Source organism: Mesorhizobium sp. WSM4842, assembly GCF_055901575.1.
This window is the reverse complement of record NZ_CM148372.1, coordinates 514,259-532,632: the sequence shown is the minus strand read 5'-3', so window position 1 is coordinate 532,632 and position 18,374 is coordinate 514,259. Positions and strand designations below refer to the sequence as shown.

General features: G+C 62.6%; 19 protein-coding genes. 15 read left to right on the top strand and 4 right to left on the bottom strand.

Annotated features, from left to right (window positions below; all coding sequences use genetic code 11):
- Window position 1: 1 nt before the first annotated feature.
- The 7 genes from AC0NIE_RS02430 to AC0NIE_RS02400 all read left to right on the top strand — a co-directional run bounded on the left by AC0NIE_RS02430 (window position 2) and on the right by AC0NIE_RS02400 (window position 4,571).
- Complete coding sequence (locus tag AC0NIE_RS02430; protein ID WP_473484473.1) at window positions 2-292, top strand: DUF1330 domain-containing protein; 291 nt, start codon at window positions 2-4, stop codon at window positions 290-292.
- 3 nt (window positions 293-295) lie between these two features.
- Window positions 296-1,045 (top strand): 1-(5-phosphoribosyl)-5-[(5-phosphoribosylamino)methylideneamino]imidazole-4-carboxamide isomerase, encoded by a 750-nt coding sequence (hisA, locus tag AC0NIE_RS02425; RefSeq protein WP_473484471.1) that lies wholly within the window; start codon window positions 296-298, stop codon window positions 1,043-1,045.
- Window positions 1,042-1,878: an arginase family protein gene (locus AC0NIE_RS02420; protein WP_473484469.1), complete on the top strand. Its 837-nt coding sequence runs from the start codon at window positions 1,042-1,044 to the stop codon at window positions 1,876-1,878. Before hisA ends, AC0NIE_RS02420 begins: the two co-directional genes overlap by 4 nt.
- A complete protein-coding gene (gene hisF / locus AC0NIE_RS02415; protein WP_473484560.1) occupies window positions 1,875-2,669 on the top strand; it encodes an imidazole glycerol phosphate synthase subunit HisF in 795 nt (264 codons plus the stop codon). The genes AC0NIE_RS02420 and hisF overlap by 4 nt, the downstream gene beginning before the upstream one ends.
- Window positions 2,670-2,729: 60 nt before the next feature.
- On the top strand, window positions 2,730-3,056 hold the full coding sequence (locus AC0NIE_RS02410; RefSeq protein WP_473484467.1) for a phosphoribosyl-ATP diphosphatase: 327 nt from the start codon (window positions 2,730-2,732) through the stop codon (window positions 3,054-3,056).
- Between the two features lie 24 nt (window positions 3,057-3,080).
- Window positions 3,081-4,040 carry a type I pantothenate kinase gene (gene coaA, locus AC0NIE_RS02405; RefSeq protein ID WP_258120878.1) on the top strand — a complete coding sequence of 320 codons (960 nt, stop codon included), beginning with the start codon at window positions 3,081-3,083 and terminating at the stop codon, window positions 4,038-4,040.
- 87 nt (window positions 4,041-4,127) lie between these two features.
- Window positions 4,128-4,571, top strand: a complete 444-nt coding sequence (locus tag AC0NIE_RS02400; RefSeq protein ID WP_473484558.1) for a GtrA family protein — start codon at window positions 4,128-4,130, stop codon at window positions 4,569-4,571.
- A gap of 66 nt (window positions 4,572-4,637) precedes the next feature.
- Here the strand turns inward: AC0NIE_RS02400 and AC0NIE_RS02395 are convergent, their stop codons facing one another.
- From AC0NIE_RS02395 to AC0NIE_RS02380, 4 genes are all read right to left on the bottom strand, one after another.
- The gene (locus AC0NIE_RS02395; protein ID WP_473484465.1) at window positions 4,638-5,255 is read right to left on the bottom strand and encodes an alpha-ketoglutarate-dependent dioxygenase AlkB; all 618 of its coding nucleotides are present in this window, start codon (window positions 5,253-5,255) and stop codon (window positions 4,638-4,640) included.
- A gap of 108 nt (window positions 5,256-5,363) precedes the next feature.
- Window positions 5,364-5,843 (bottom strand): peptidoglycan-binding protein LysM, encoded by a 480-nt coding sequence (lysM, locus tag AC0NIE_RS02390; RefSeq protein ID WP_473484463.1) that lies wholly within the window; start codon window positions 5,841-5,843, stop codon window positions 5,364-5,366.
- Window positions 5,844-6,004: 161 nt separating this feature from the next.
- Window positions 6,005-6,442, bottom strand: a complete 438-nt coding sequence (gene arfB, locus AC0NIE_RS02385) for an alternative ribosome rescue aminoacyl-tRNA hydrolase ArfB (RefSeq protein ID WP_473484461.1) — start codon at window positions 6,440-6,442, stop codon at window positions 6,005-6,007.
- Between the two features lie 83 nt (window positions 6,443-6,525).
- A complete protein-coding gene (locus tag AC0NIE_RS02380) occupies window positions 6,526-8,136 on the bottom strand; it encodes a phosphoenolpyruvate carboxykinase (RefSeq protein ID WP_473484459.1) in 1,611 nt (536 codons plus the stop codon).
- A 343-nt stretch (window positions 8,137-8,479) separates the two neighbouring features.
- Here AC0NIE_RS02380 and AC0NIE_RS02375 point away from each other — a divergent pair, with 343 nt between their 5' ends.
- The 8 genes from AC0NIE_RS02375 (at window position 8,480) to tsaE (ending at window position 18,356) form a co-directional block, all read left to right on the top strand.
- Window positions 8,480-9,181, top strand: coding sequence for a response regulator transcription factor (locus AC0NIE_RS02375; protein ID WP_023796909.1), 702 nt, complete (start codon window positions 8,480-8,482; stop codon window positions 9,179-9,181).
- A gap of 84 nt (window positions 9,182-9,265) precedes the next feature.
- Window positions 9,266-11,047 carry a sensor histidine kinase gene (locus AC0NIE_RS02370; RefSeq protein WP_095493999.1) on the top strand — a complete coding sequence of 594 codons (1,782 nt, stop codon included), beginning with the start codon at window positions 9,266-9,268 and terminating at the stop codon, window positions 11,045-11,047.
- Between the two features lie 102 nt (window positions 11,048-11,149).
- Window positions 11,150-11,611 (top strand): HPr kinase/phosphorylase, encoded by a 462-nt coding sequence (locus tag AC0NIE_RS02365; RefSeq protein WP_473484457.1) that lies wholly within the window; start codon window positions 11,150-11,152, stop codon window positions 11,609-11,611.
- Window positions 11,612-11,772: 161 nt separating this feature from the next.
- Entirely contained in the window at window positions 11,773-12,174 is a 402-nt protein-coding gene (locus tag AC0NIE_RS02360) for a PTS sugar transporter subunit IIA (protein WP_473484455.1), read from the top strand.
- Window positions 12,171-12,467, top strand: a complete 297-nt coding sequence (locus tag AC0NIE_RS02355) for an HPr family phosphocarrier protein (protein ID WP_123146245.1) — start codon at window positions 12,171-12,173, stop codon at window positions 12,465-12,467. The genes AC0NIE_RS02360 and AC0NIE_RS02355 overlap by 4 nt, the downstream gene beginning before the upstream one ends.
- A 215-nt stretch (window positions 12,468-12,682) precedes the next feature.
- Window positions 12,683-14,083, top strand: coding sequence for an adenosylhomocysteinase (gene ahcY, locus AC0NIE_RS02350; RefSeq protein ID WP_473484453.1), 1,401 nt, complete (start codon window positions 12,683-12,685; stop codon window positions 14,081-14,083).
- Between the two features lie 188 nt (window positions 14,084-14,271).
- A complete protein-coding gene (locus AC0NIE_RS02345) occupies window positions 14,272-16,836 on the top strand; it encodes a sensor histidine kinase (RefSeq protein WP_473484451.1) in 2,565 nt (854 codons plus the stop codon).
- An 8-nt stretch (window positions 16,837-16,844) separates the two neighbouring features.
- Window positions 16,845-18,356 carry a tRNA (adenosine(37)-N6)-threonylcarbamoyltransferase complex ATPase subunit type 1 TsaE gene (tsaE, locus tag AC0NIE_RS02340; protein WP_473484449.1) on the top strand — a complete coding sequence of 504 codons (1,512 nt, stop codon included), beginning with the start codon at window positions 16,845-16,847 and terminating at the stop codon, window positions 18,354-18,356.
- Window positions 18,357-18,374 lie beyond the last annotated feature (18 nt).

Sequence of the window (18,374 nt, the reverse complement as noted above, 5' to 3'; positions counted from 1 at the left end):
AATGAGCAAGAAAGGCTACTGGATGGCGATGATCGATGTCCGCGATCCCGAGGGCTACAAGCAATATATCGAGGCGAACGCGGCGGCGTTTGCGAAATATGGTGCGAAGTTTCCCGTGCGTGCGGGGCGTTACGCGAACCCGGAAGGGGCGACAGGCAACCGCCACGTCCTGGTGGAGTTCGAGTCCTACGACAGGGCGATAGAATGCTACGAGTCGCCTGAATACCGGGAGGCATTGAAGTACAGGCTTGCCGCCTCGACCGGTCACTTCGTCATTGTTGAAGGCGCCTGAACGGTGATCCTGTTCCCGGCCATCGACCTCAAGGACGGCAAGTGCGTGCGCCTGAAGCAGGGCGATATGGCGACCGCGACGATTTACAATGACGACCCGGCCGCCCAGGCCAGGGCTTTCGAGCAACAGGGCTTTGAATGGCTGCATGTCGTCGACCTCAACGGCGCCTTCAAGGGCCAGAGCGTCAACAGCGCGGCGGTCGGCGCCATCCTCAAAGCGACAAAAACCCCGGTGCAGCTCGGCGGCGGCATCCGCACCCTGGCGCAGGTCGAGGACTGGCTCGATCGCGGGCTGGCCCGCATCATTCTCGGCACGGTGGCGGTGCGCGATCCGGATCTGGTCAGGCAGGCCTGCAAGGCGTTCCCGGGCAGGATCGCCGTCGGCATCGACGCCAAGGGCGGCAAGGTAGCGGTCGAGGGCTGGGCCGAGGCCTCGAGCCTCGGCGTCATCGAACTGGCAAGGAAGTTCGAGGGCGCCGGCGTCGCCGCCATCATCTACACCGACATCGACCGCGACGGTGTGCTGACCGGCATAAACTGGGATGCCACCATCGATCTCGCCGAAGCGGTTTCGATCCCGGTCATAGCCTCCGGGGGGCTCGCCTCGATCGCCGACATCGTGCGCATGACCATGCCCGATGCGCAAAAACTCGAAGGCGCCATCTCCGGCCGCGCGCTATATGACGGGCGTATCGATCCGGCCGAGGCACTGGCCATCCTGGCGGCAGGATCGGAGAAGGCGAGGGCGCGATGAAACTCTCGATTATCCTCGCACCCTATGACAGCGGCCTTTACCACGCCGGCTTTGGCCAGGGCCCTGACGCCATCATTGCCGGCGGGCTTGTCGATGAACTTGCCTTGCGCGGCCATGATGTCATCGTCGAGGACATCGGCGAGGTCGGCGATGCCCAGAAGCGCGAAATCGCGACAGGTTTCGCGGTCTGTCGGGCAGTCGCCACCAAGGTCGACATGGCGCGCGACGATGAGCGTTTTCCCATCGTGCTCGCCGGAAATTGCCTGACCGCCGCCGGTGCGGTGGCTGGCGATACCGCGGATTCGATCATCTGGATCGATCAGCATGGCGATCTCAACACGCCCGAGACGTCCGCCTACGGCTTTCTCGACGGCATGGCGCTGGCGACGACGCTGGGGCTCTGCTGGCGCCCGATGACGTCAGCGATTCCCGGCTTCCAGGCGATCGACCCGTCGCGGTGCATGCTGGTCGATGCGCGCGACCTCGATCCCGATGAAAGGCGGCTTCTAGAGACGTTGCCGATCATTCGCGCCCAATGGACCGATGCACTCGACAATGTCGGAAGGCTCAAGGCGGCCGGCGCGGCCCAAGTCCATTTGCATCTGGATCTGGACGTTCACGATCCGGATGTGCTGCAGGTGAACCGCTATGCACGGCCGGGAGGTCCAAATCCGGAGGAACTGCGGCAACTGGTTTGCGGGCTGGCCAAATCGATCCCGATAGTCGGCGTCACCCTGTCTGCCTACGATCCTGCCTTTGACGCCAAGGGCGAGGTTCCGCCTGTCGTCGGGCAATTGCTTGGCGATTTTCTTGCCGCGCTTGGGAGGATCTGATGCTGAAAGCCCGTGTCATCCCCTGTCTCGACGTCAAGAACGGCCGCGTCGTCAAGGGCGTCAACTTCGTCGACCTGGTCGATGCCGGCGATCCGGTCGAGGCGGCCAAGGCCTATGACGCCGCCGGCGCTGACGAGCTCTGCTTCCTCGACATCACCGCCTCGTCCGAAAATCGCGAAACCATCTTCGACATCGTCGCCCGCACCGCCGAACAATGTTTTATGCCGCTGACCGTCGGCGGCGGCGTGCGACAAGTCGCCGACATAAGAAAGCTGCTTTTGGCCGGCGCCGACAAGGTGTCGATCAACACGGCGGCGGTGAAGAATCCCGATTTCGTCGCCGAGGCGGCCGATAAGTTCGGCAATCAGTGCATCGTCGTCGCCATCGACGCCAAGAAAGTGTCGGCCGAAGGCGAGCCCGCCCGCTGGGAGATTTTCACCCATGGCGGCCGCGAGAAGACCGGCATCGACGCGGTCGAATTCGCTCAGCAGATGGTCGATCGCGGCGCCGGCGAGATCCTGCTGACGTCGATGGATCGCGATGGCACCAAGGCCGGCTACGACATCGCGCTCACCCGCGCGGTAGCCGACGCCGTGCGTGCGCCGGTCATCGCCTCCGGCGGCGTCGGCACGCTCGATCACATGGTCGAGGGCATTCGCGACGGCCATGCCGGCGCGGTGCTGGCGGCATCGATCTTCCATTTCGGCACCTACAGCATTGCCGAAGCCAAGGCGCATATGGCCCGCGCCGGCCTGCCGATGCGGCTGGACACCCTAGGTGATCGGCTCTAAAGCAAAGCGGGAGCCGGTTGTCGGGAAAGATCATGCTTAAACAAGCAGATAGATGGCGCTATGGTTGAGTTTTCGCTCTCCGAGCTGGAGACAATCATCAGGGAACGCGCGCATTCCGGCGATCCGGATTCGTGGACGGCAAAGCTGTTCGCGCGCGGCATCGACAAGGCGGCGCAGAAGCTCGGCGAAGAGGCGGTCGAAACGGTGATCGCGGCCGTTGGCGGTGACAGACAGGCTCTCGTTTCGGAAAGCGCCGATCTCATCTATCATTGGCTTGTCGTTCTTGGCGTCGCCGGCATTCCGCTTGCCGATGTCCTGACCGAACTCGAACGCCGCACCGGTCGTTCGGGCATCGCCGAAAAGGCGTCTCGGCAGGACCGGGGCTGATCGCTGCGAAGGGTAGGAAACTCGATGGACCAGCTCGCCCCCACCGAGAAATATTCGCCCTTTCGTTTTTTCTCGGCGGAGCAATGGTCGCAGTTCCGCGCCGACACGCCGATGACGCTCGGCGAGGACGAGGTCCGTCGCCTGCGTTCGCTCAACGACCCGGTCGACCTCGAAGAGGTCAAGCGCATCTATCTTTCGCTGTCGCGGCTTTTGTCGGCCCATGTCGAGGCGAGCCAGCTTCTGTTCAGGCAGCGCCAGGCCTTCTTCAACGCGATGGATGTCGTCAAAACGCCCTTCATCATCGGCATTGCCGGCTCTGTCGCGGTCGGCAAATCGACCACGGCTCGCGTGCTCAAGGAATTGCTGGCGCGCTGGCCGTCGAGCCCCAAGGTCGATCTGATCACCACTGACGGCTTCCTGCTTCCCAACGAAATCCTGCGCCGCAACAATCTGATGGAGCGCAAGGGCTTTCCCGACAGCTACGATGTCGGCGCATTGCTGCGTTTCCTGTCGGGCATCAAATCGGCGCAGCGCAATGTCCGCGCGCCTGTTTATTCGCACCTGACCTACGACGTCGTTCCCGGCGAGTTCCAGACTATCGACCGGCCGGATATATTGATCTTCGAAGGCATCAACGTGCTGCAGCCGGGCAAGCTGCCGAAGGACGGCAAGATCGTGCCTTTCCTGTCGGATTTCTTCGACTTCGCCATCTATATCGATGCCGAAGAGGAGCTGATCCATCAATGGTACATCGCCCGCTTCATGCGGCTGCGCGAGACCGCCTTCCGCAATCCGGACTCCTTCTTCCACCGCTATTCGCAACTTTCGCAGGCAGCGGCCCGCGCCATCGCCGAGGGCCTGTGGACCAACATCAATCTGAAGAATTTGCGCGAGAACATCCTGCCGACGCGAGCCCGCGCCGATCTCATCCTGCGCAAGGGCGCCAATCATCTGGTCGAGGAAGTGGCGCTCAGGAAGCTGTAACGAAGCGGTTAACGGCGCTTTAGGCAGTGCCCGCTATCGTTCGATTGCCAATTCCAGAGCATTTGTCGGGAGCAGCCGGTGATCAATATGCCTGCATTGCGCCGGCCCGACATTTCCGCCTGGCGCGGAACACTTGCTCCGCGCCGGCTTCTCAAATTCGCCTCGGTGGGGCTTGCGGCCACAGTGCTCTACGCGCTTTGTGCCAGCCTCTTCGCCATTGCCGGGTCAACATACCTGCCGCCGGCCACAGCCTCCGTCGCCGCCTATGCGGTCGCGGCAATATTCTCCTATCTCGGCCACAAGTTCTTCACGTTCATGTCGGCCGGCTCGCATCAATTTGAAGCGCCGCGTTTCGCCGTGCTGACTGGATTCGGCCTTGCCATCGCCTATCTTCTTCCGCTGCTCCTCGTCGGGCAGTTCGGCCTGCCGGTCGCAGCTCCGATACTGCTCACTTGCATTCTCATTCCCGTGGTCAACTTTGTCGTTCTCGAACGCTGGATCTTTTCCGGCAGCGTCAGGCCTGGACCGTGACCCAGAGCGGGTGCCGGTTTTGCAAAAATCCGGTGCTTAAACAAAGAGATAGACGGCGATACGGCTCTAGCCGGGATAGGTCACCCGCCGCAGCGTCAGATTGATCCGCCCGCCATTCCTAAGCAACGCCGAGGTCGACGGATAAATGCGGTCGACGCCGTGAAAACAGAGGCGGCCTTCGCCACCAAGCACGACGACGTCGCCGCTTTTCAGCCTGAACGATTTGGTGCCGCCTTCGCGCGTGCTCTGGCCGACCCTGAACAGGCAATCGTCGCCCAGGGAAACGGAAACGACCGGCGCGGAGAAATCGATCTCGTCGCGGTCTTGATGAAGGCCCATCTTCGCGTCCGGCGAATAGAAATTGACCAGGCAGGCCTCCGGCGGATGCGGATATGCTGACACGTCCCGCCACAGCTGCAGCAGTATGTCGGGGATCGGCGGCCAGGGCGTTCCGGTCACCGGGTGCTTCGGCTGGTAGCGATAGCCGAGCTCCTTGTCGGTGACCCAGCCGAGCGAGCCGCAATTGGTCATGCGCACGCTCATCTCCTTGCCGGTGCGCGGCATCGCCGGCACGAACAGCGGCGCTTCCTGCACGACCTGCCTCACGTCCTCGACCAGCGCTTCCTGCACCGCGCGGGACAGATAGCCGGGCATGTGGCGGACGCCTTTGGGCAGGACGAGCATGGTCGCTTGATCCGTTGGTCTGGAAGAACCAGAATGCCACTGTCAAATGAAAACGGCGACCCGAAAGCCGCCATTGTCGATTGCTGTTGCCGATCTGGCCCGATCTGGTCAGGCCTGATCGAGATCCGGGATACGCAGGACCTGCCCCGGATAGATCTTGTCCGGGTGGGTCAGTATCGGCTTGTTGGCCTCGAAAATGATCGTGTTCTTCGCACCCTTGCCCTTGCCGTAGCTCTTTTCGGCGATCTTCCAGAGGTTGTCGCCTTTCTTGACCGTATAGAAGGTCGGTTCCTTGGCCGGGGCAGCGGGGGTGCCGGCCTCGGGTGCGGCGACCTGCAATTCGTCCGCCTGCACCTTGGACACGCCGAGCGTGTTGCCGACGGCGATGACGGCCTTTTCGAAGATCGACTGATCCTTGACCACGCCTTTCAGGACAGCCGTATCGCCTTTGACGTCGACTTCCACATTGTCGGTGCCGAGCGCGTGCGAATCGAGTTCTTTCTTCAGCGTATCGGCGGTCGGCTCCGGCTCATCGTCGCCGAAGCCGAGCTTCTTGCCGACGCCCTTGACGAAATCAAACATGCCCATCTGCGGTCTCCTTGCTGTGGCGATACCGAACTTGCCACCTACAACCTTGAATTGGAAGCCGCGCAATTGATGTCGCGCCTACCGATCGGTTCGAAAACCGGAATCGCTCGCACGATGGGTAGTTACAAAAATGTCAGAGCGCACTTGTGACGCGCGTCGCTCTAATCGTCGTCCACCCGACCGCGCAGCTTCTTGATTGTGCCGCGTCCAGCCTTGGTCTTCAGCCGCCTTTCGACCGCGCCTTTCGACGGCCTCGTCTTTTTGCGCGGCGGTGGCGGCGGTTCGGCGGCCTTGGCGACCAGTTCCGCAAGCCGCGCCCGGGCGTCCGCCCGGTTCTGCTCTTGCGTGCGGAAGCTTCCGGCCTCGATGACGATGACGCCGTCCTTGGTGGCGCGCTGGCCAGCCAGCTTTATGGTTCGCGCGCGGACGCGCTCCGACAGGCCCGGCGCATTCGCCGCATCGAAGCGCAATTGCACCGCTGTCGCCACCTTGTTGACGTTCTGGCCGCCAGGGCCGGACGAGCGGATGAAGTCCTCGTGCAGGTCATCCGGATGGATCACCGCATCGTCGGCGATGATGATCTTGTCGTCGGCGTTCATGCTGCAGTCATGGCGCGGCGGACGAAAAAAGAAAAGGCCGTTCCCCGGGGTCGGGCCTTGAGGTGCAGATATCCAGCCGGCGATTATTCCGCGGCTTCGCGCATGCGTGGGGCGGCGCCGAGCACGATGGCGTCGACATGAGCTTCGAATTTTTCGAAATTGATGGCAAACATGCCGACCAGCCTCGCCGCCTGCAGGTCATAGGCTGAGGTATCGGCCCAGGTCGATCTCGGATCGAGAATGGCGCGGTCGACGCCCGCAACCGCCACCGGCACATCGAAACCAAAATTAGCGTCGGTGCGGAAATCGGCCCCTTTCAGCGAGCCGTCGAGCGCCGCGGCAAGCAGCGCCCGCGTCGCCTTGATCGGCATCCGCTTGCCGGTGCCATAGGCGCCGCCGGTCCAGCCGGTGTTGACCAGCCAGCAATCGACACCGTGATGGGCGATCAGCTCGCGCAGCAGATTGCCGTATTCCGACGGATGGCGCGGCATGAACGGTGCGCCGAAACAGGTCGAAAACGTCGCTTCGGGTTCGGTGACGCCCTTTTCTGTCCCAGCCACCTTGGCGGTATAGCCGGAGAGGAAATGATACATCGCCTGCGCCGGAGTCAGCCGGGCGATCGGCGGCATCACGCCGAATGCGTCGGCGGTCAGCATGATAATGTTTTTCGGGTGACCGGCGCGGCCTGTCTTGCTGGCGTTGGGGATGAAATTGAGCGGATAGGCGCAGCGCGTGTTTTCAGTGAGACTGCCGTCGTCGAAATCCGGCACGCGGCCCGCATCGAGCACCACATTCTCCAGCACCGTGCCGAAGCGTTGGGTGGTGGCGAAGATCTCCGGCTCGGCTTCGGCCGAAAGCTTTATCGTCTTGGCATAGCAGCCGCCTTCGAAATTGAAGATGCCATGCGGACCCCAGCCGTGCTCGTCGTCGCCGACCAGCGTGCGCGACGGATCGGCCGACAGCGTCGTCTTGCCGGTTCCCGAGAGGCCGAAGAAGATCGCCGCGTCTCCGCCGGTGCCTTCATTGGCCGAGCAATGCATCGGCATCACGCCCTTCGCCGGCAACAGATAGTTGAGTACGGTGAACACCGACTTCTTCATTTCGCCGGCATAGGAGGTGCCGCCGATCAGCACGATCATGCGAGAGAGATCGACGGCGATCACCGTTTCGGTGCGGGTGCCGTGGCGGACAGGATCGGCGCGGAACGACGGCAGGTCGATGATCGTCATGTCAGGCACGAAATGCTCGAGCTCGGCGGCTTCCGGGCGAATGAGCAGATTGCGGATGAACAAGGAGTGCCAGGCAAGCTCCGTGACGACCCTGGTCGTCAGCTTCAAGTCCTCGTCGGCGCCGCCGACCAGATCCTGCACATAAAGATCCTTGTCCGCCGCATGGGCGCGAAAATCGGCGAGCAGCGTGTCGAACTGGGCTGGCGAAATCGCCTTGTTGTTGTCCCACCATACATGCGGCCCGGTGGTCTCGTCGCGCACGACGAATTTGTCCTTGGGCGAGCGGCCGGTGTGCTGCCCGGTCTCGGCGACGAGCGCGCCATGCGCCGTGAGCCGGGCCTCGCCGCGGCGGACCGCTTCCTCGTAAAGGACGGCCTCCCCGAAATTATAGCGCACCGCGCCTGTAGTCGTTAGGCCGATCCGATCGATCGCCCATGCGGGATTGCGTTTGCCGGCTTCCGACATGAGGGGTTCCTTCTTCGATTTGCAGCATCCTGGCCGGCGAATTTCCGGAGCCCCCACAAGGAGACTGTAACGGTGAGAACCAGAAAAGCCAAATGATATCAAATAATTAATCGATTTAAATATTTTGAAAGTTGTTTAAATCGTTTATATGTGCAAAAAGTCAGGTGGTTGCCCACAGGATTGGCGGTCTTTAACAGTCCAATCCATGTTGAGGTGAAATCGTGGCCGCCGGCATGCCGCTCGTGACAGCGGACGAAGCCTGTGCCACATTTTGTACCTAATTTGTCCTGCAAAAGCCCCTTCTCGACCAAAGAAGGGACAGCTCATGAGGGAGCCACTTGAAATGGCAACAATCGCGCTTGTCGACGACGACCGCAACATTCTGACGTCGGTGTCGATCGCCCTGGAATCGGAGGGATATCGCGTCGAAACCTACACGGATGGGGCGTCGGCGCTGGAAGGCCTGGCGGCGCGCCCGCCGAACCTCGCCATCCTCGACATCAAGATGCCGCGCATGGACGGCATGGAGCTTCTGCGCCGGATGCGCCAGAAATCCGACCTGCCGGTGATCTTCCTGACGTCCAAGGACGACGAGATCGATGAGCTTTTCGGCCTCAAGATGGGTGCCGACGACTTCATCCGTAAACCCTTCTCGCAGCGTCTTCTGGTCGAGCGGGTTCGCGCCGTGCTGCGCCGTGCCAGCGCCCGCGAGGCGTCGGCCAAGACGCCCAACCAGCAGGCCCGTTCGCTCGAGCGCGGCCAGCTTGTCATGGACCAGGAGCGTCACACCTGCACCTGGAAAGGCGAGCCGGTGACGCTTACCGTCACCGAATTCCTGATCCTGCATTCTCTGGCTCAGCGCCCCGGTGTGGTAAAAAGCCGTGATGCGCTGATGGATTCGGCCTATGATGAGCAGGTCTATGTCGATGACCGCACCATCGACAGTCACATCAAGCGGCTTCGCAAGAAGTTCAAGGCCGTCGATGATGACTTCGAGATGATCGAAACCCTTTACGGAGTCGGATATCGGTTCCGCGAAGCATGAATTGATGCATGTCGCCCAAAAGTGGTCCCGGTTTTGGGACAACGACATGCTCAAAACTAAAAACTGAGCGGGGGCTGCTATTCGATGGCAGTGGACGTAGAGCGAGTGAGACGGACGGGCGCCCGGCGCCCGTCGCGGATTCTGCCGGCATTCCTGTCGAGAATCACGGTGCCGATGCGCCGCTTCCTCGGCCACCACATCTTTTCCAGCCTGACGCGACGCATTCTCTTCCTCAACCTCGCCGGCCTGGCCGTCCTGGTCACCGGCATTCTCTACCTCAACACGTTTCGCGACGGGCTGATCGATGCCCGCGTCGAAAGCCTGATGACCCAGGGCGAGATCATCGCTGGCGCGATCGCGGCATCGGCGACGGTCGAGACCGATTCGATCAGCATCGATCCGGAAAAGCTGCTGGAACTGCAGGCCGGCGAAAGCCTGGGGCCCGGCTCCGATCAGCTCGACAATCTGGATTTTCCGATCAATCCGGAGCGCGTCGCGCCGGTGCTCAGGCGGTTGATTTCGCCGACACGGACGCGCGCCCGCATCTATGACCGCGACGCCAATCTGCTGCTCGATTCCCGCCATCTCTATTCGCGCGGCCAGATCCTTCGCTACGATCTGCCGCCGACCGACAAGGAAGAGCCCGACCTTCTGGAACGTATCCAGAAATTCGTCTTCGACTTCTTCCGCAACACCGCGCTGCCGGTCTACCATGAACAGCCGGGCGGCAATGGCGCTGCATTTCCGGAGGTGGTCAAGGCGCTTACCGGCAGCCCGTCGACCATCGTGCGGATCTCCGAACAGGGCGAGCAGATTGTTTCGGTCGCCGTGCCGATCCAGCGCTTCCGCGCCGTCCTCGGCGTGCTGATGCTGTCGACGGAAGGCGGCGACATCGACAAGATCGTCGCGGCCGAGCGCAAGGCGATCCTGCGCGTCTTCGGCATCGCCGCCCTTGTCACCGCCATCCTGTCGATGCTGCTCGCCTCGACCATCGCCAACCCGCTGCGCCGGCTGTCGGCGGCGGCGGTCAGGGTGCGGCGCGGCGTCAAGAATCGCGAGGAAATCCCGGACTTCTCCGACCGGCAGGACGAGATCGGCAATCTGTCGATCGCCGTGCGCGACATGACCAATGCGCTCTACGCCCGCATCGAGGCGATCGAAAGTTTCGCGGCTGATGTCTCGCACGAATTGAAGAACCCGCTGACCTCGCTGCGCAGCGCGGTGGAGACCCTGCCGCTGGCCAAGAACGACACGTCGCGCGGCCGGCTGATGGAGATCATCCAGCACGACGTCAGGCGGCTGGACCGTCTCATCACCGACATTTCCGACGCCTCCCGTCTTGACGCCGAGCTCGCGCGGGAAGACGCAGGAACCGTGGATCTCAAGAAATTCATCACGGATCTGGTCGACGTTTCGCGCACGGCGACGCGCAACAAGAAGACGGTCGAGATCGAATTCAAGGTCGCCAAGCTGCCGCAGGGCGTCAAAGGCTACTTCGTCGCCGGTCATGATCTGAGGATCGGCCAGGTCATCACCAATCTGATCGAGAATGCCCGCTCCTTCGTTCCTGAAGAGCGCGGCCACATTGCCATATCTCTGGCGCGCGCCGGCAAGGTCAACATCATCACCGTCGACGACAATGGTCCCGGTATAAGGGCCGACAACATCGACCGCATCTTCGAACGCTTCTACACCGACCGGCCGGCCGGCGAGGCGTTCGGCCAGAATTCAGGCCTCGGCCTGTCGATCAGCAGGCAGATCGTCGAAGCCCATGGCGGCACGCTGACCGCCGAGAACATCCCGGGCACCAAACCCGGCGAGATCAAGGGCGCGCGCTTCGTCGTGACACTGCCGGCCGAAGGCTGACGCATGATCCAAAAAGTGGGTACCGGTTTTCGGAACAAGATCATGCGTAAACCAAAAAGCATGATCCCGAAAAAAAGTGGGGACCGGGTTTCGGACAAGATCATGCCTGATCCGACTGTGCAGGCTGAGAACATTCACGGCACGGCGATCCTGATCGGCGAGCGTGGTGTCCTTATCACGGGACCGTCCGGCTCGGGCAAGACGACGCTGGCTCTCGCCCTCATCGATCATTGTCGCCGGCATGGATTGTTTTCGCGGCTGATCGGTGACGACAGGCTCCTCGCCGCCGATCACGCGGGGCGGCTGGTCTGCCGGGTGCCCAGCCCCATCGCCGGCCTCGCCGAGGTGCCTGGATTCGGCCCGCGGCCATTGTTGTTCGAGCCCGGCGGCGTGATCGACCTTCGCGTCCGGCTGGTGCCAGCAAGCGAGGTGGCCCGCTTCCAGGAAGATGTCAGCGAGCCCATTGCGGGCTGTCCGGTGCCGCGCATTGATCTTGCCGAACGCAATGTTCCGGCGGCCTTGCCGGCCGTGATGGCGCGGCTGCTAATTGCGCCTTTCGTATAATCCAATTTCAAATTTTTGCTGCAATGCGTCAAAATGGCCTGCGCCGGTGCAATTTTGGGCTTGTCAACGCGCCTCGCGTCGACAAGATAGCGCTCCCGCCGCCTGCATGGCCGGCGAGCATGAAACGCCTATGAAGCGGCGATGACGGGAGCCACCAAAGAATGATCGGACTCGTGCTTGTAACGCACGGTCAACTGGCCGCCGAATTCCGCCATGCCGTGGAACATGTCGTCGGGCCACAAGACAGTTTCGAGACCGTGGCGATCGGCGCTGATGACGATATGGAGCAGCGCCGCAGCGACATCGTCGATGCCGTTGCCCGTGTCGACACCGGGGCAGGCGTCATCGTTTTGACCGATATGTTCGGCGGCACGCCCTCCAATCTCGCCATTTCGGTGATGGAATCCGGTCGTACCGAAGTCATTGCCGGCATGAACCTGCCGATGCTGATCAAGCTGTCCAGCATTCGCAAGGGCGACAATATGAGCGTAGCGCTGGACGAGGCGCAGGCGGCCGGCCGCAAATACATCAATGTCGCCAGCCAGCTGCTGAGCAGCAAATGAACGCGCTGTCGGCCAAGAAGGGTGACATCGTCCGGGAATTTCCAATCGTCAACCAGCGTGGCCTGCATGCCCGCGCCTCGGCGAAGTTCGTTCAGGTCGCCAGCGGCTTCGACGCCTCCGTCCAGGTCGAGAAGGACGGCGTCACGGTTGGCGGCACCTCGATCATGGGCCTCATGATGCTGGCGGCGAGCCCCGGCTTTTCGATCCGCGTCACCGCCAGCGGCCCGGAGGCCGAGCAGGTGATCGACGCACTGGAGCAACTGGTCGCCTCCCGCTTCGGCGAGGAGTCCTGACGCCCAGAGCACCGCGCGTCCTTTGGGCATGGTGCTTCCGAAAATCGATTCCGGTTTCGCGCCGGTGCGCCTCCGAAGACATGTACGGATAAAGATTTCTTTATATCCCATTGTCGTCCGACCGACGATCTGCTAGTCAGGCCGGCAACTCGCGCCCTTCGACACGCCTTCCGGCGCGGGCGCATCCCGAAGACAATTCACATCGGAGCACTGCCATGACGGGTAGCAATGACTGTGTGGTCGCCGACATCTCGCTTGCCGGCTGGGGCCGCAAGGAGATCGACATCGCTGAGACCGAAATGCCGGGCCTGATGGCCTGCCGCGAAGAATTCGGCAAGGCGCAGCCGCTCAAGGGCGCGCGCATCACCGGTTCGCTGCACATGACCATCCAGACGGCGGTGCTGATCGAAACGCTGAAGGCGCTCGGCGCCGATATCCGGTGGGCCTCCTGCAACATCTTCTCGACCCAGGACCATGCGGCCGCGGCCATCGCCGAGGCCGGCATTCCGGTCTTCGCCGTCAAGGGCGAGACGCTCGAGGACTACTGGGTCTACACCGACAAGATCTTCCAGTGGGCCGATGGCGGCACCTCCAACATGATCCTCGACGATGGCGGCGACGCCACCATGTACATCCTGATCGGCGCGCGTGCCGAAGCCGGCGAGGATGTGCTCTCCAATCCGGGCAGCGAGGAGGAAGAAATCCTGTTTGCCCAGATCAAGAAGCGGATGGCGGCATCGCCCGGTTTCTTCACCAAGCAGAAGGAAGCGATCCGCGGCGTCACCGAAGAGACCACCACCGGCGTCAACCGGCTCTATCAGTTGCAGAAGAAGGGCCTGCTGCCGTTTCCGGCGATCAACGTCAACGATAGCGTGACCAAGTCGAAATTCGACAACAAATATGGCTGCAAGGAATCGCTGGTCGACGGCATTCGCCGCGGCACCGACACGATGATGGCCGGCAAGGTTGCGGTCGTCTGTGGCTATGGCGACGTCGGCAAAGGCTCTTCGGCATCGCTCAAGGGCGCCGGCGCCCGCGTCAAGGTCACCGAGGTCGATCCGATCTGCGCATTGCAGGCGGCGATGGACGGCTTCGAAGTCGTCACGCTCGAAGATGCCGCCCCGACCGCCGACATTATCATCACCACCACCGGCAACAAGGATGTCGTCACCATCGACCACATGCGGGCGATGAAGGACATGGTGATCGTCGGCAATATCGGCCACTTCGATAACGAGATCCAGGTGGCGTCGCTGCGCAACCTGAAGTGGACCAACATCAAGCCGCAGGTCGACATGATCACCTTCCCGGACGGCAAGCGGATGATCCTTTTGTCCGAAGGTCGCCTGCTCAATCTCGGCAACGCCACCGGCCACCCGAGCTTCGTCATGTCGGCGTCCTTCACCAACCAGGTGCTGGCCCAGATCGAGCTGTACACCAAGCCCGGCCAGTATCAGAACCAGGTCTATGTGCTGCCGAAGCATCTCGATGAAAAGGTCGCGCGCCTGCATCTCGACAAGCTCGGCGCCCGGCTTACCGAACTATCCGGCGAACAGGCCGCCTATATCGGCGTGACCCCGCAGGGACCGTTCAAGCCGGAACACTACCGCTATTAACCACAGCGGAAATTACCACTAGATATTGATGCCGGGCGATTGACTTTTCGCCCGGCTTTATTTTTGCGCTGATTGATTCTTCACGCCGATTCGCGCAAGCGCTATGGTGCTGATTCGCGGGTCCGGGGACGAGGGCCGACACCCGCATCAGGGCGGTCTTGCATTCAGGCGGCGAAGAGGACCAGGACATGCCGGGGGATTACCCGCCTTGCGCGGGACAGGCCGTTTCCGGCGGCCACAACGATTCGGTGACCATGGGTTCCGCTGCCAGAGGCGGAAGCCTCTTATGGCGCGCTGGCAGCCGCGTCGGAAAATTGCTTGCTTCTTCCGCGCTCGTCGGTCCGCTGCTTGGCCTTTCGGCACATGCTGGACCCGCTGCTGCGTCCAAAGCCGGGCTGTCGGTCAGCACGGTCGAGGTCATGCAACTCGCGATGTTTGTCGGCGTCATGGGTGCCGCACTTGTCTCGGCCATTTTCCTGATCCGCGAACGGGCGCGCACCTCGGCGCAGAATGTCGAACTCAGAGCCCGCCTGGCCGACGTCAACGCTGCGCTGCAGCGCTCCGAGGCGCTGCTCAACCTGCGCGGCCAGCGTGTCGTCGTATGGGCCTCGGAAAACAAAAAGCCCGAGCTCGTCGGGACATTGCCCGTTGAAAGCGGCGCTCCGGAAGACCGTGCCGCCTTCCTCGCCTTCGGCCGTTGGCTGATGCCGCGCTCGGCGGCGGCGCTCGAAAATGCCGTGGCGGGGCTGCGGGAAAAGGCGAAGCCGTTCGATCTCGTCATCGAATCGCAGGCCGGTGCGCCGCTCGAAGTGCACGGGCGCAAGAGCGCAGCACACGTGGTCGTCCGCTTCGTCTCGCTTTCAGAAACGCAGCGAAGCGAGGCCAGGCTGAAAATCGAGAACCAGCGTCTCGCCGCCGACTATGACACCATGCTCGGCCTTCTCAACGCACTCAGCATGCCAGCATGGCTGCGCACGGCGAACGGGCGGCTGAAATGGGTCAACCGCGCCTATGCCAAGGCGGTCGAGGCGGAAAACGCCGAAGCTGCAGTTCGCGACGCGAAGGAATTCCTGGGTGGCCAGGCGCGCGAAGCAATCGCTGCGCAGCACAAGTCGCATCCCGTCTTCGAGCAGGCGCTTTCCACCGTGATCGAAGGCGACCGCCGCATGTTCGCCGTGACCGACTTCGCTGGCGCCGACGGCTCGGCGGGTCTTGCCTGCGACACCAGCGCCATCGAAACCATCCGTAACGAATATGAGCGGACCGTGCGGAGCCACGCCGACACGCTCGATCAGCTCAACACCGCCGTGGCGATTTTCGATACCGACGAAAAGCTGCGGTTTTTCAACCAGGCGTTCCAGAAACTATGGGGTCTCGACAGCGGCTTCCTGCACAGCGCTCCCGACAACGCCTTGTTGCTCGATCGGCTGCGCAGCGAAGGCAAGATCGCCGAGCAACCCGAATGGCGGCGCTGGAAGGAAAGCCTGCTTGGCGCCTATCGCGCGGTCGAGTCGCAGGAACATTGGTGGCATCTGCCGGACGGCAAGACCATCCGCGTCGTCGCCAATCCGCAACCCAAGGGCGGCGTGACCTGGGTATTCGAGAACCTGACCGAGAAGATGGACCTTGAAAGCCGCTATCAGACCGCGGTGCGGGTTCAGGGCGAGACGCTCGACAATCTTGCCGAAGGCGTGGCCGTGTTCGGCCCGGACGGCAGGCTCAGATTGTCGAACCCGGCATTCGCAGCACTTTGGGGGCTGGACGCTGACGCCGCCAAGCCCAACATTCACGTCTCCACGATCCGCGATCTGTGCGACCGGCGCGCCGCCGACAGCCCCTGGCGCGGGTTCGTTGCCGCCATCACCGGTTTCGACGACGAGCGCCGCGACCGCCACGGCCAGACCGAGCTGAACAACGGCACCGTGCTGCGCTACGCGATGATCCCGCTGCCAAACGGGCAGGTGATGATGACCTTCGTCGACGTCACCGACAGCGTCAATGTCGAGCGTGCGCTGAAGGACAAGAACGAGGCGCTGGAAAAATCCGACCAGCTCAAGAACGAGTTCGTGCAGCACGTCTCCTACGAATTGCGCTCGCCGCTGACCAACATCATTGGCTTCACCGAGCTTCTTTCGCTGCCGTCGACCGGGCCATTGAGCCAGAAGCAGCGCGAATATGTCGAGCATGTCGGCTCGTCTTCCGCGGTCCTGCTCACCATCGTCAATGACATCCTCGACCTGGCAACCGTGGATGCCGGGATCATGGAGCTCGACATCTCCGAAGTTCACGTCGACCGGACCATCGCCGCCGCCGCCGAACTTGTTGCCGACCGGCTGGAAGAGCATTCGATCAGGCTCAAGATCGACGCGGCCACCGCGCCAAAGACGTTCCACGGCGATGAAATCCGCATCCGCCAGATCCTCTACAATCTGCTGAGCAATGCCGCGAACTACGCTCCGGAGGCGAGCACCATCACGCTCGCCTGTCGCTCGCTTGCCGAAGGCGTGGAATTCTCCGTTCACGACGATGGTCCCGGCATGCCGCCCGACCTGCTCGATTCGGTGTTCCGGCGTTTCGAACCGCGCACCAATGGCGGCCGCCGGCGCGGCGCCGGCCTCGGTCTGTCGATCGTCAAGAGCTTTGTCGAGCTGCATGGCGGCAGCGTCCGCATTGAGACCGGCAACTACAAGGGCACCACCGTCATTTGTGCCTTTCCGGATACGCCGTCCGGCATCCGCGCGGCGGCCGAGTAGCGCGCTCGATGACAGGCGTGGTGCTGGAGCGTTTTCTCGCCGACGAGGCTGCGACCGCAAGGCTGGGCGAGGATCTGGCCATGTCGCTGCGCCCCGGCGACGTGCTGGCGCTCAAAGGCGATCTCGGCGCCGGCAAGTCGAGTTTGGCGCGGGCGCTGATCAGGGCAATGACCGACGATGCCGGTCTCGACGTGCCGAGCCCGACCTTCACGCTCGTCCAGAGCTATGAGGCGCGTGTTCCCGTCCATCATTTCGACCTCTATCGCCTGTCCTCGGCGTCCGAACTGGACGAACTGGGTTTCGACGAGGCGCTGGCGCAAGGCGCTGCCCTGGTCGAATGGCCGGAACGGGCAGAGGCCTATTTGCCAAAGACTTCGGTTCTGATCGAACTGGTCCATCAGGACGACGGACGCCTGGCGAGATTGTCGGGACAAGGCGCTGCCGTCGAGCGAGCGGCACGATCGCTGGCCATGCGCGAGTTTCTCGAAAGAGCTGGCTGGGGTGAAGCGCAAAGACGCTATTTTATCGGCGACGCCTCGGCCCGCTCCTATGAGATCGTCTCGCTGGCCGGCCTGCCGCCGCGCGTGCTGATGAACTCGCCGCGGCTAGTGCTCGGGCCGCCGGTCCGCGACGGCAAGCCCTATGCGGTGATCGCCCGCACCGCGCAATCGGTCGCGGCCTTCGTCGCCGTCGATCGGGCATTGCGGGCCGGTGGCGTCAGCGCCCCGGAAATCCACGCGCAGGATCTGGACCAGGGCTTTCTTCTGCTGGAGCATCTTGGCTCGGAGGGATTTCTCGGCCAGCACGGTCAGCCGGCGGCGGAGCGCTACGCGGCGGCTGCCGAACTGCTTGCCATGATGCACGGCAAGGCATGGCCCGATCGCATCGAGGCCGCGCCCGGTGTGTTTCACGACGTGCCGCCTTTCGACCGCGACGCCATGATGATCGAAGCCGAATTGCTGCTCGACTGGTATGTGCCGGCGATATCAGGCGCCCCGGCAAGCGATGCATTGCGCGCCGGCTATACAAAGGAATGGAATGCGGTTCTCGACCGGTTGGAGGGGCGCGAATACACGCTCATGCTGCGCGACTTTCATTCGCCCAACATCATCTGGCGCGGCGAGCGTACCGGTCACGATCGCCTCGGCATCGTCGATGTCCAGGACGCGCTGATCGGCCCGTCCGCCTACGATCTCGCCTCGCTGGCCATGGATGCGCGCGTCACGCTTTCGCCTGAGATCGAGCGGCGAACGCTCGACGCCTATATCGCCGCGCGCCATAAGGCTGGCGCCTTTAACGAAGACGAATTCGTCGAGACCTATGCGATCATGGCTGCGCAGCGCAATTCGAAGATTCTCGGCATTTTCGTCCGGCTCGAAAAGCGCGACGGCAAGCCCTATTATCTGAAACACCTGCCGCGCATTCGCGATTATCTCCGGCGGGCGCTGGCGCATCCCGGGCTGGCCAGCTTGCGGGATTTCTATACCACCCACGGCCTACTGGAGGAACGGTCGCTGTGACGACACGCCTCAAAACCG

Coding starts and splice junctions, on each gene's coding strand:
- AC0NIE_RS02430 (WP_473484473.1), top strand. CDS start 2: ATGAGCAAGAAAGGCTACTGGATGGCGATGATCGATGTCCGCGATCCC.
- AC0NIE_RS02420 (WP_473484469.1), top strand. CDS start 1,042: ATGAAACTCTCGATTATCCTCGCACCCTATGACAGCGGCCTTTACCAC.
- AC0NIE_RS02410 (WP_473484467.1), top strand. CDS start 2,730: ATGGTTGAGTTTTCGCTCTCCGAGCTGGAGACAATCATCAGGGAACGC.
- coaA (WP_258120878.1), top strand. CDS start 3,081: ATGGACCAGCTCGCCCCCACCGAGAAATATTCGCCCTTTCGTTTTTTC.
- AC0NIE_RS02400 (WP_473484558.1), top strand. CDS start 4,128: ATGCCTGCATTGCGCCGGCCCGACATTTCCGCCTGGCGCGGAACACTT.
- AC0NIE_RS02395 (WP_473484465.1), bottom strand. CDS start 5,255: ATGCTCGTCCTGCCCAAAGGCGTCCGCCACATGCCCGGCTATCTGTCC.
- lysM (WP_473484463.1), bottom strand. CDS start 5,843: ATGGGCATGTTTGATTTCGTCAAGGGCGTCGGCAAGAAGCTCGGCTTC.
- arfB (WP_473484461.1), bottom strand. CDS start 6,442: ATGAACGCCGACGACAAGATCATCATCGCCGACGATGCGGTGATCCAT.
- AC0NIE_RS02380 (WP_473484459.1), bottom strand. CDS start 8,136: ATGTCGGAAGCCGGCAAACGCAATCCCGCATGGGCGATCGATCGGATC.
- AC0NIE_RS02375 (WP_023796909.1), top strand. CDS start 8,480: ATGGCAACAATCGCGCTTGTCGACGACGACCGCAACATTCTGACGTCG.
- AC0NIE_RS02370 (WP_095493999.1), top strand. CDS start 9,266: ATGGCAGTGGACGTAGAGCGAGTGAGACGGACGGGCGCCCGGCGCCCG.
- AC0NIE_RS02365 (WP_473484457.1), top strand. CDS start 11,150: ATGCCTGATCCGACTGTGCAGGCTGAGAACATTCACGGCACGGCGATC.
- AC0NIE_RS02360 (WP_473484455.1), top strand. CDS start 11,773: ATGATCGGACTCGTGCTTGTAACGCACGGTCAACTGGCCGCCGAATTC.
- AC0NIE_RS02355 (WP_123146245.1), top strand. CDS start 12,171: ATGAACGCGCTGTCGGCCAAGAAGGGTGACATCGTCCGGGAATTTCCA.
- ahcY (WP_473484453.1), top strand. CDS start 12,683: ATGACGGGTAGCAATGACTGTGTGGTCGCCGACATCTCGCTTGCCGGC.
- AC0NIE_RS02345 (WP_473484451.1), top strand. CDS start 14,272: ATGCCGGGGGATTACCCGCCTTGCGCGGGACAGGCCGTTTCCGGCGGC.
- tsaE (WP_473484449.1), top strand. CDS start 16,845: ATGACAGGCGTGGTGCTGGAGCGTTTTCTCGCCGACGAGGCTGCGACC.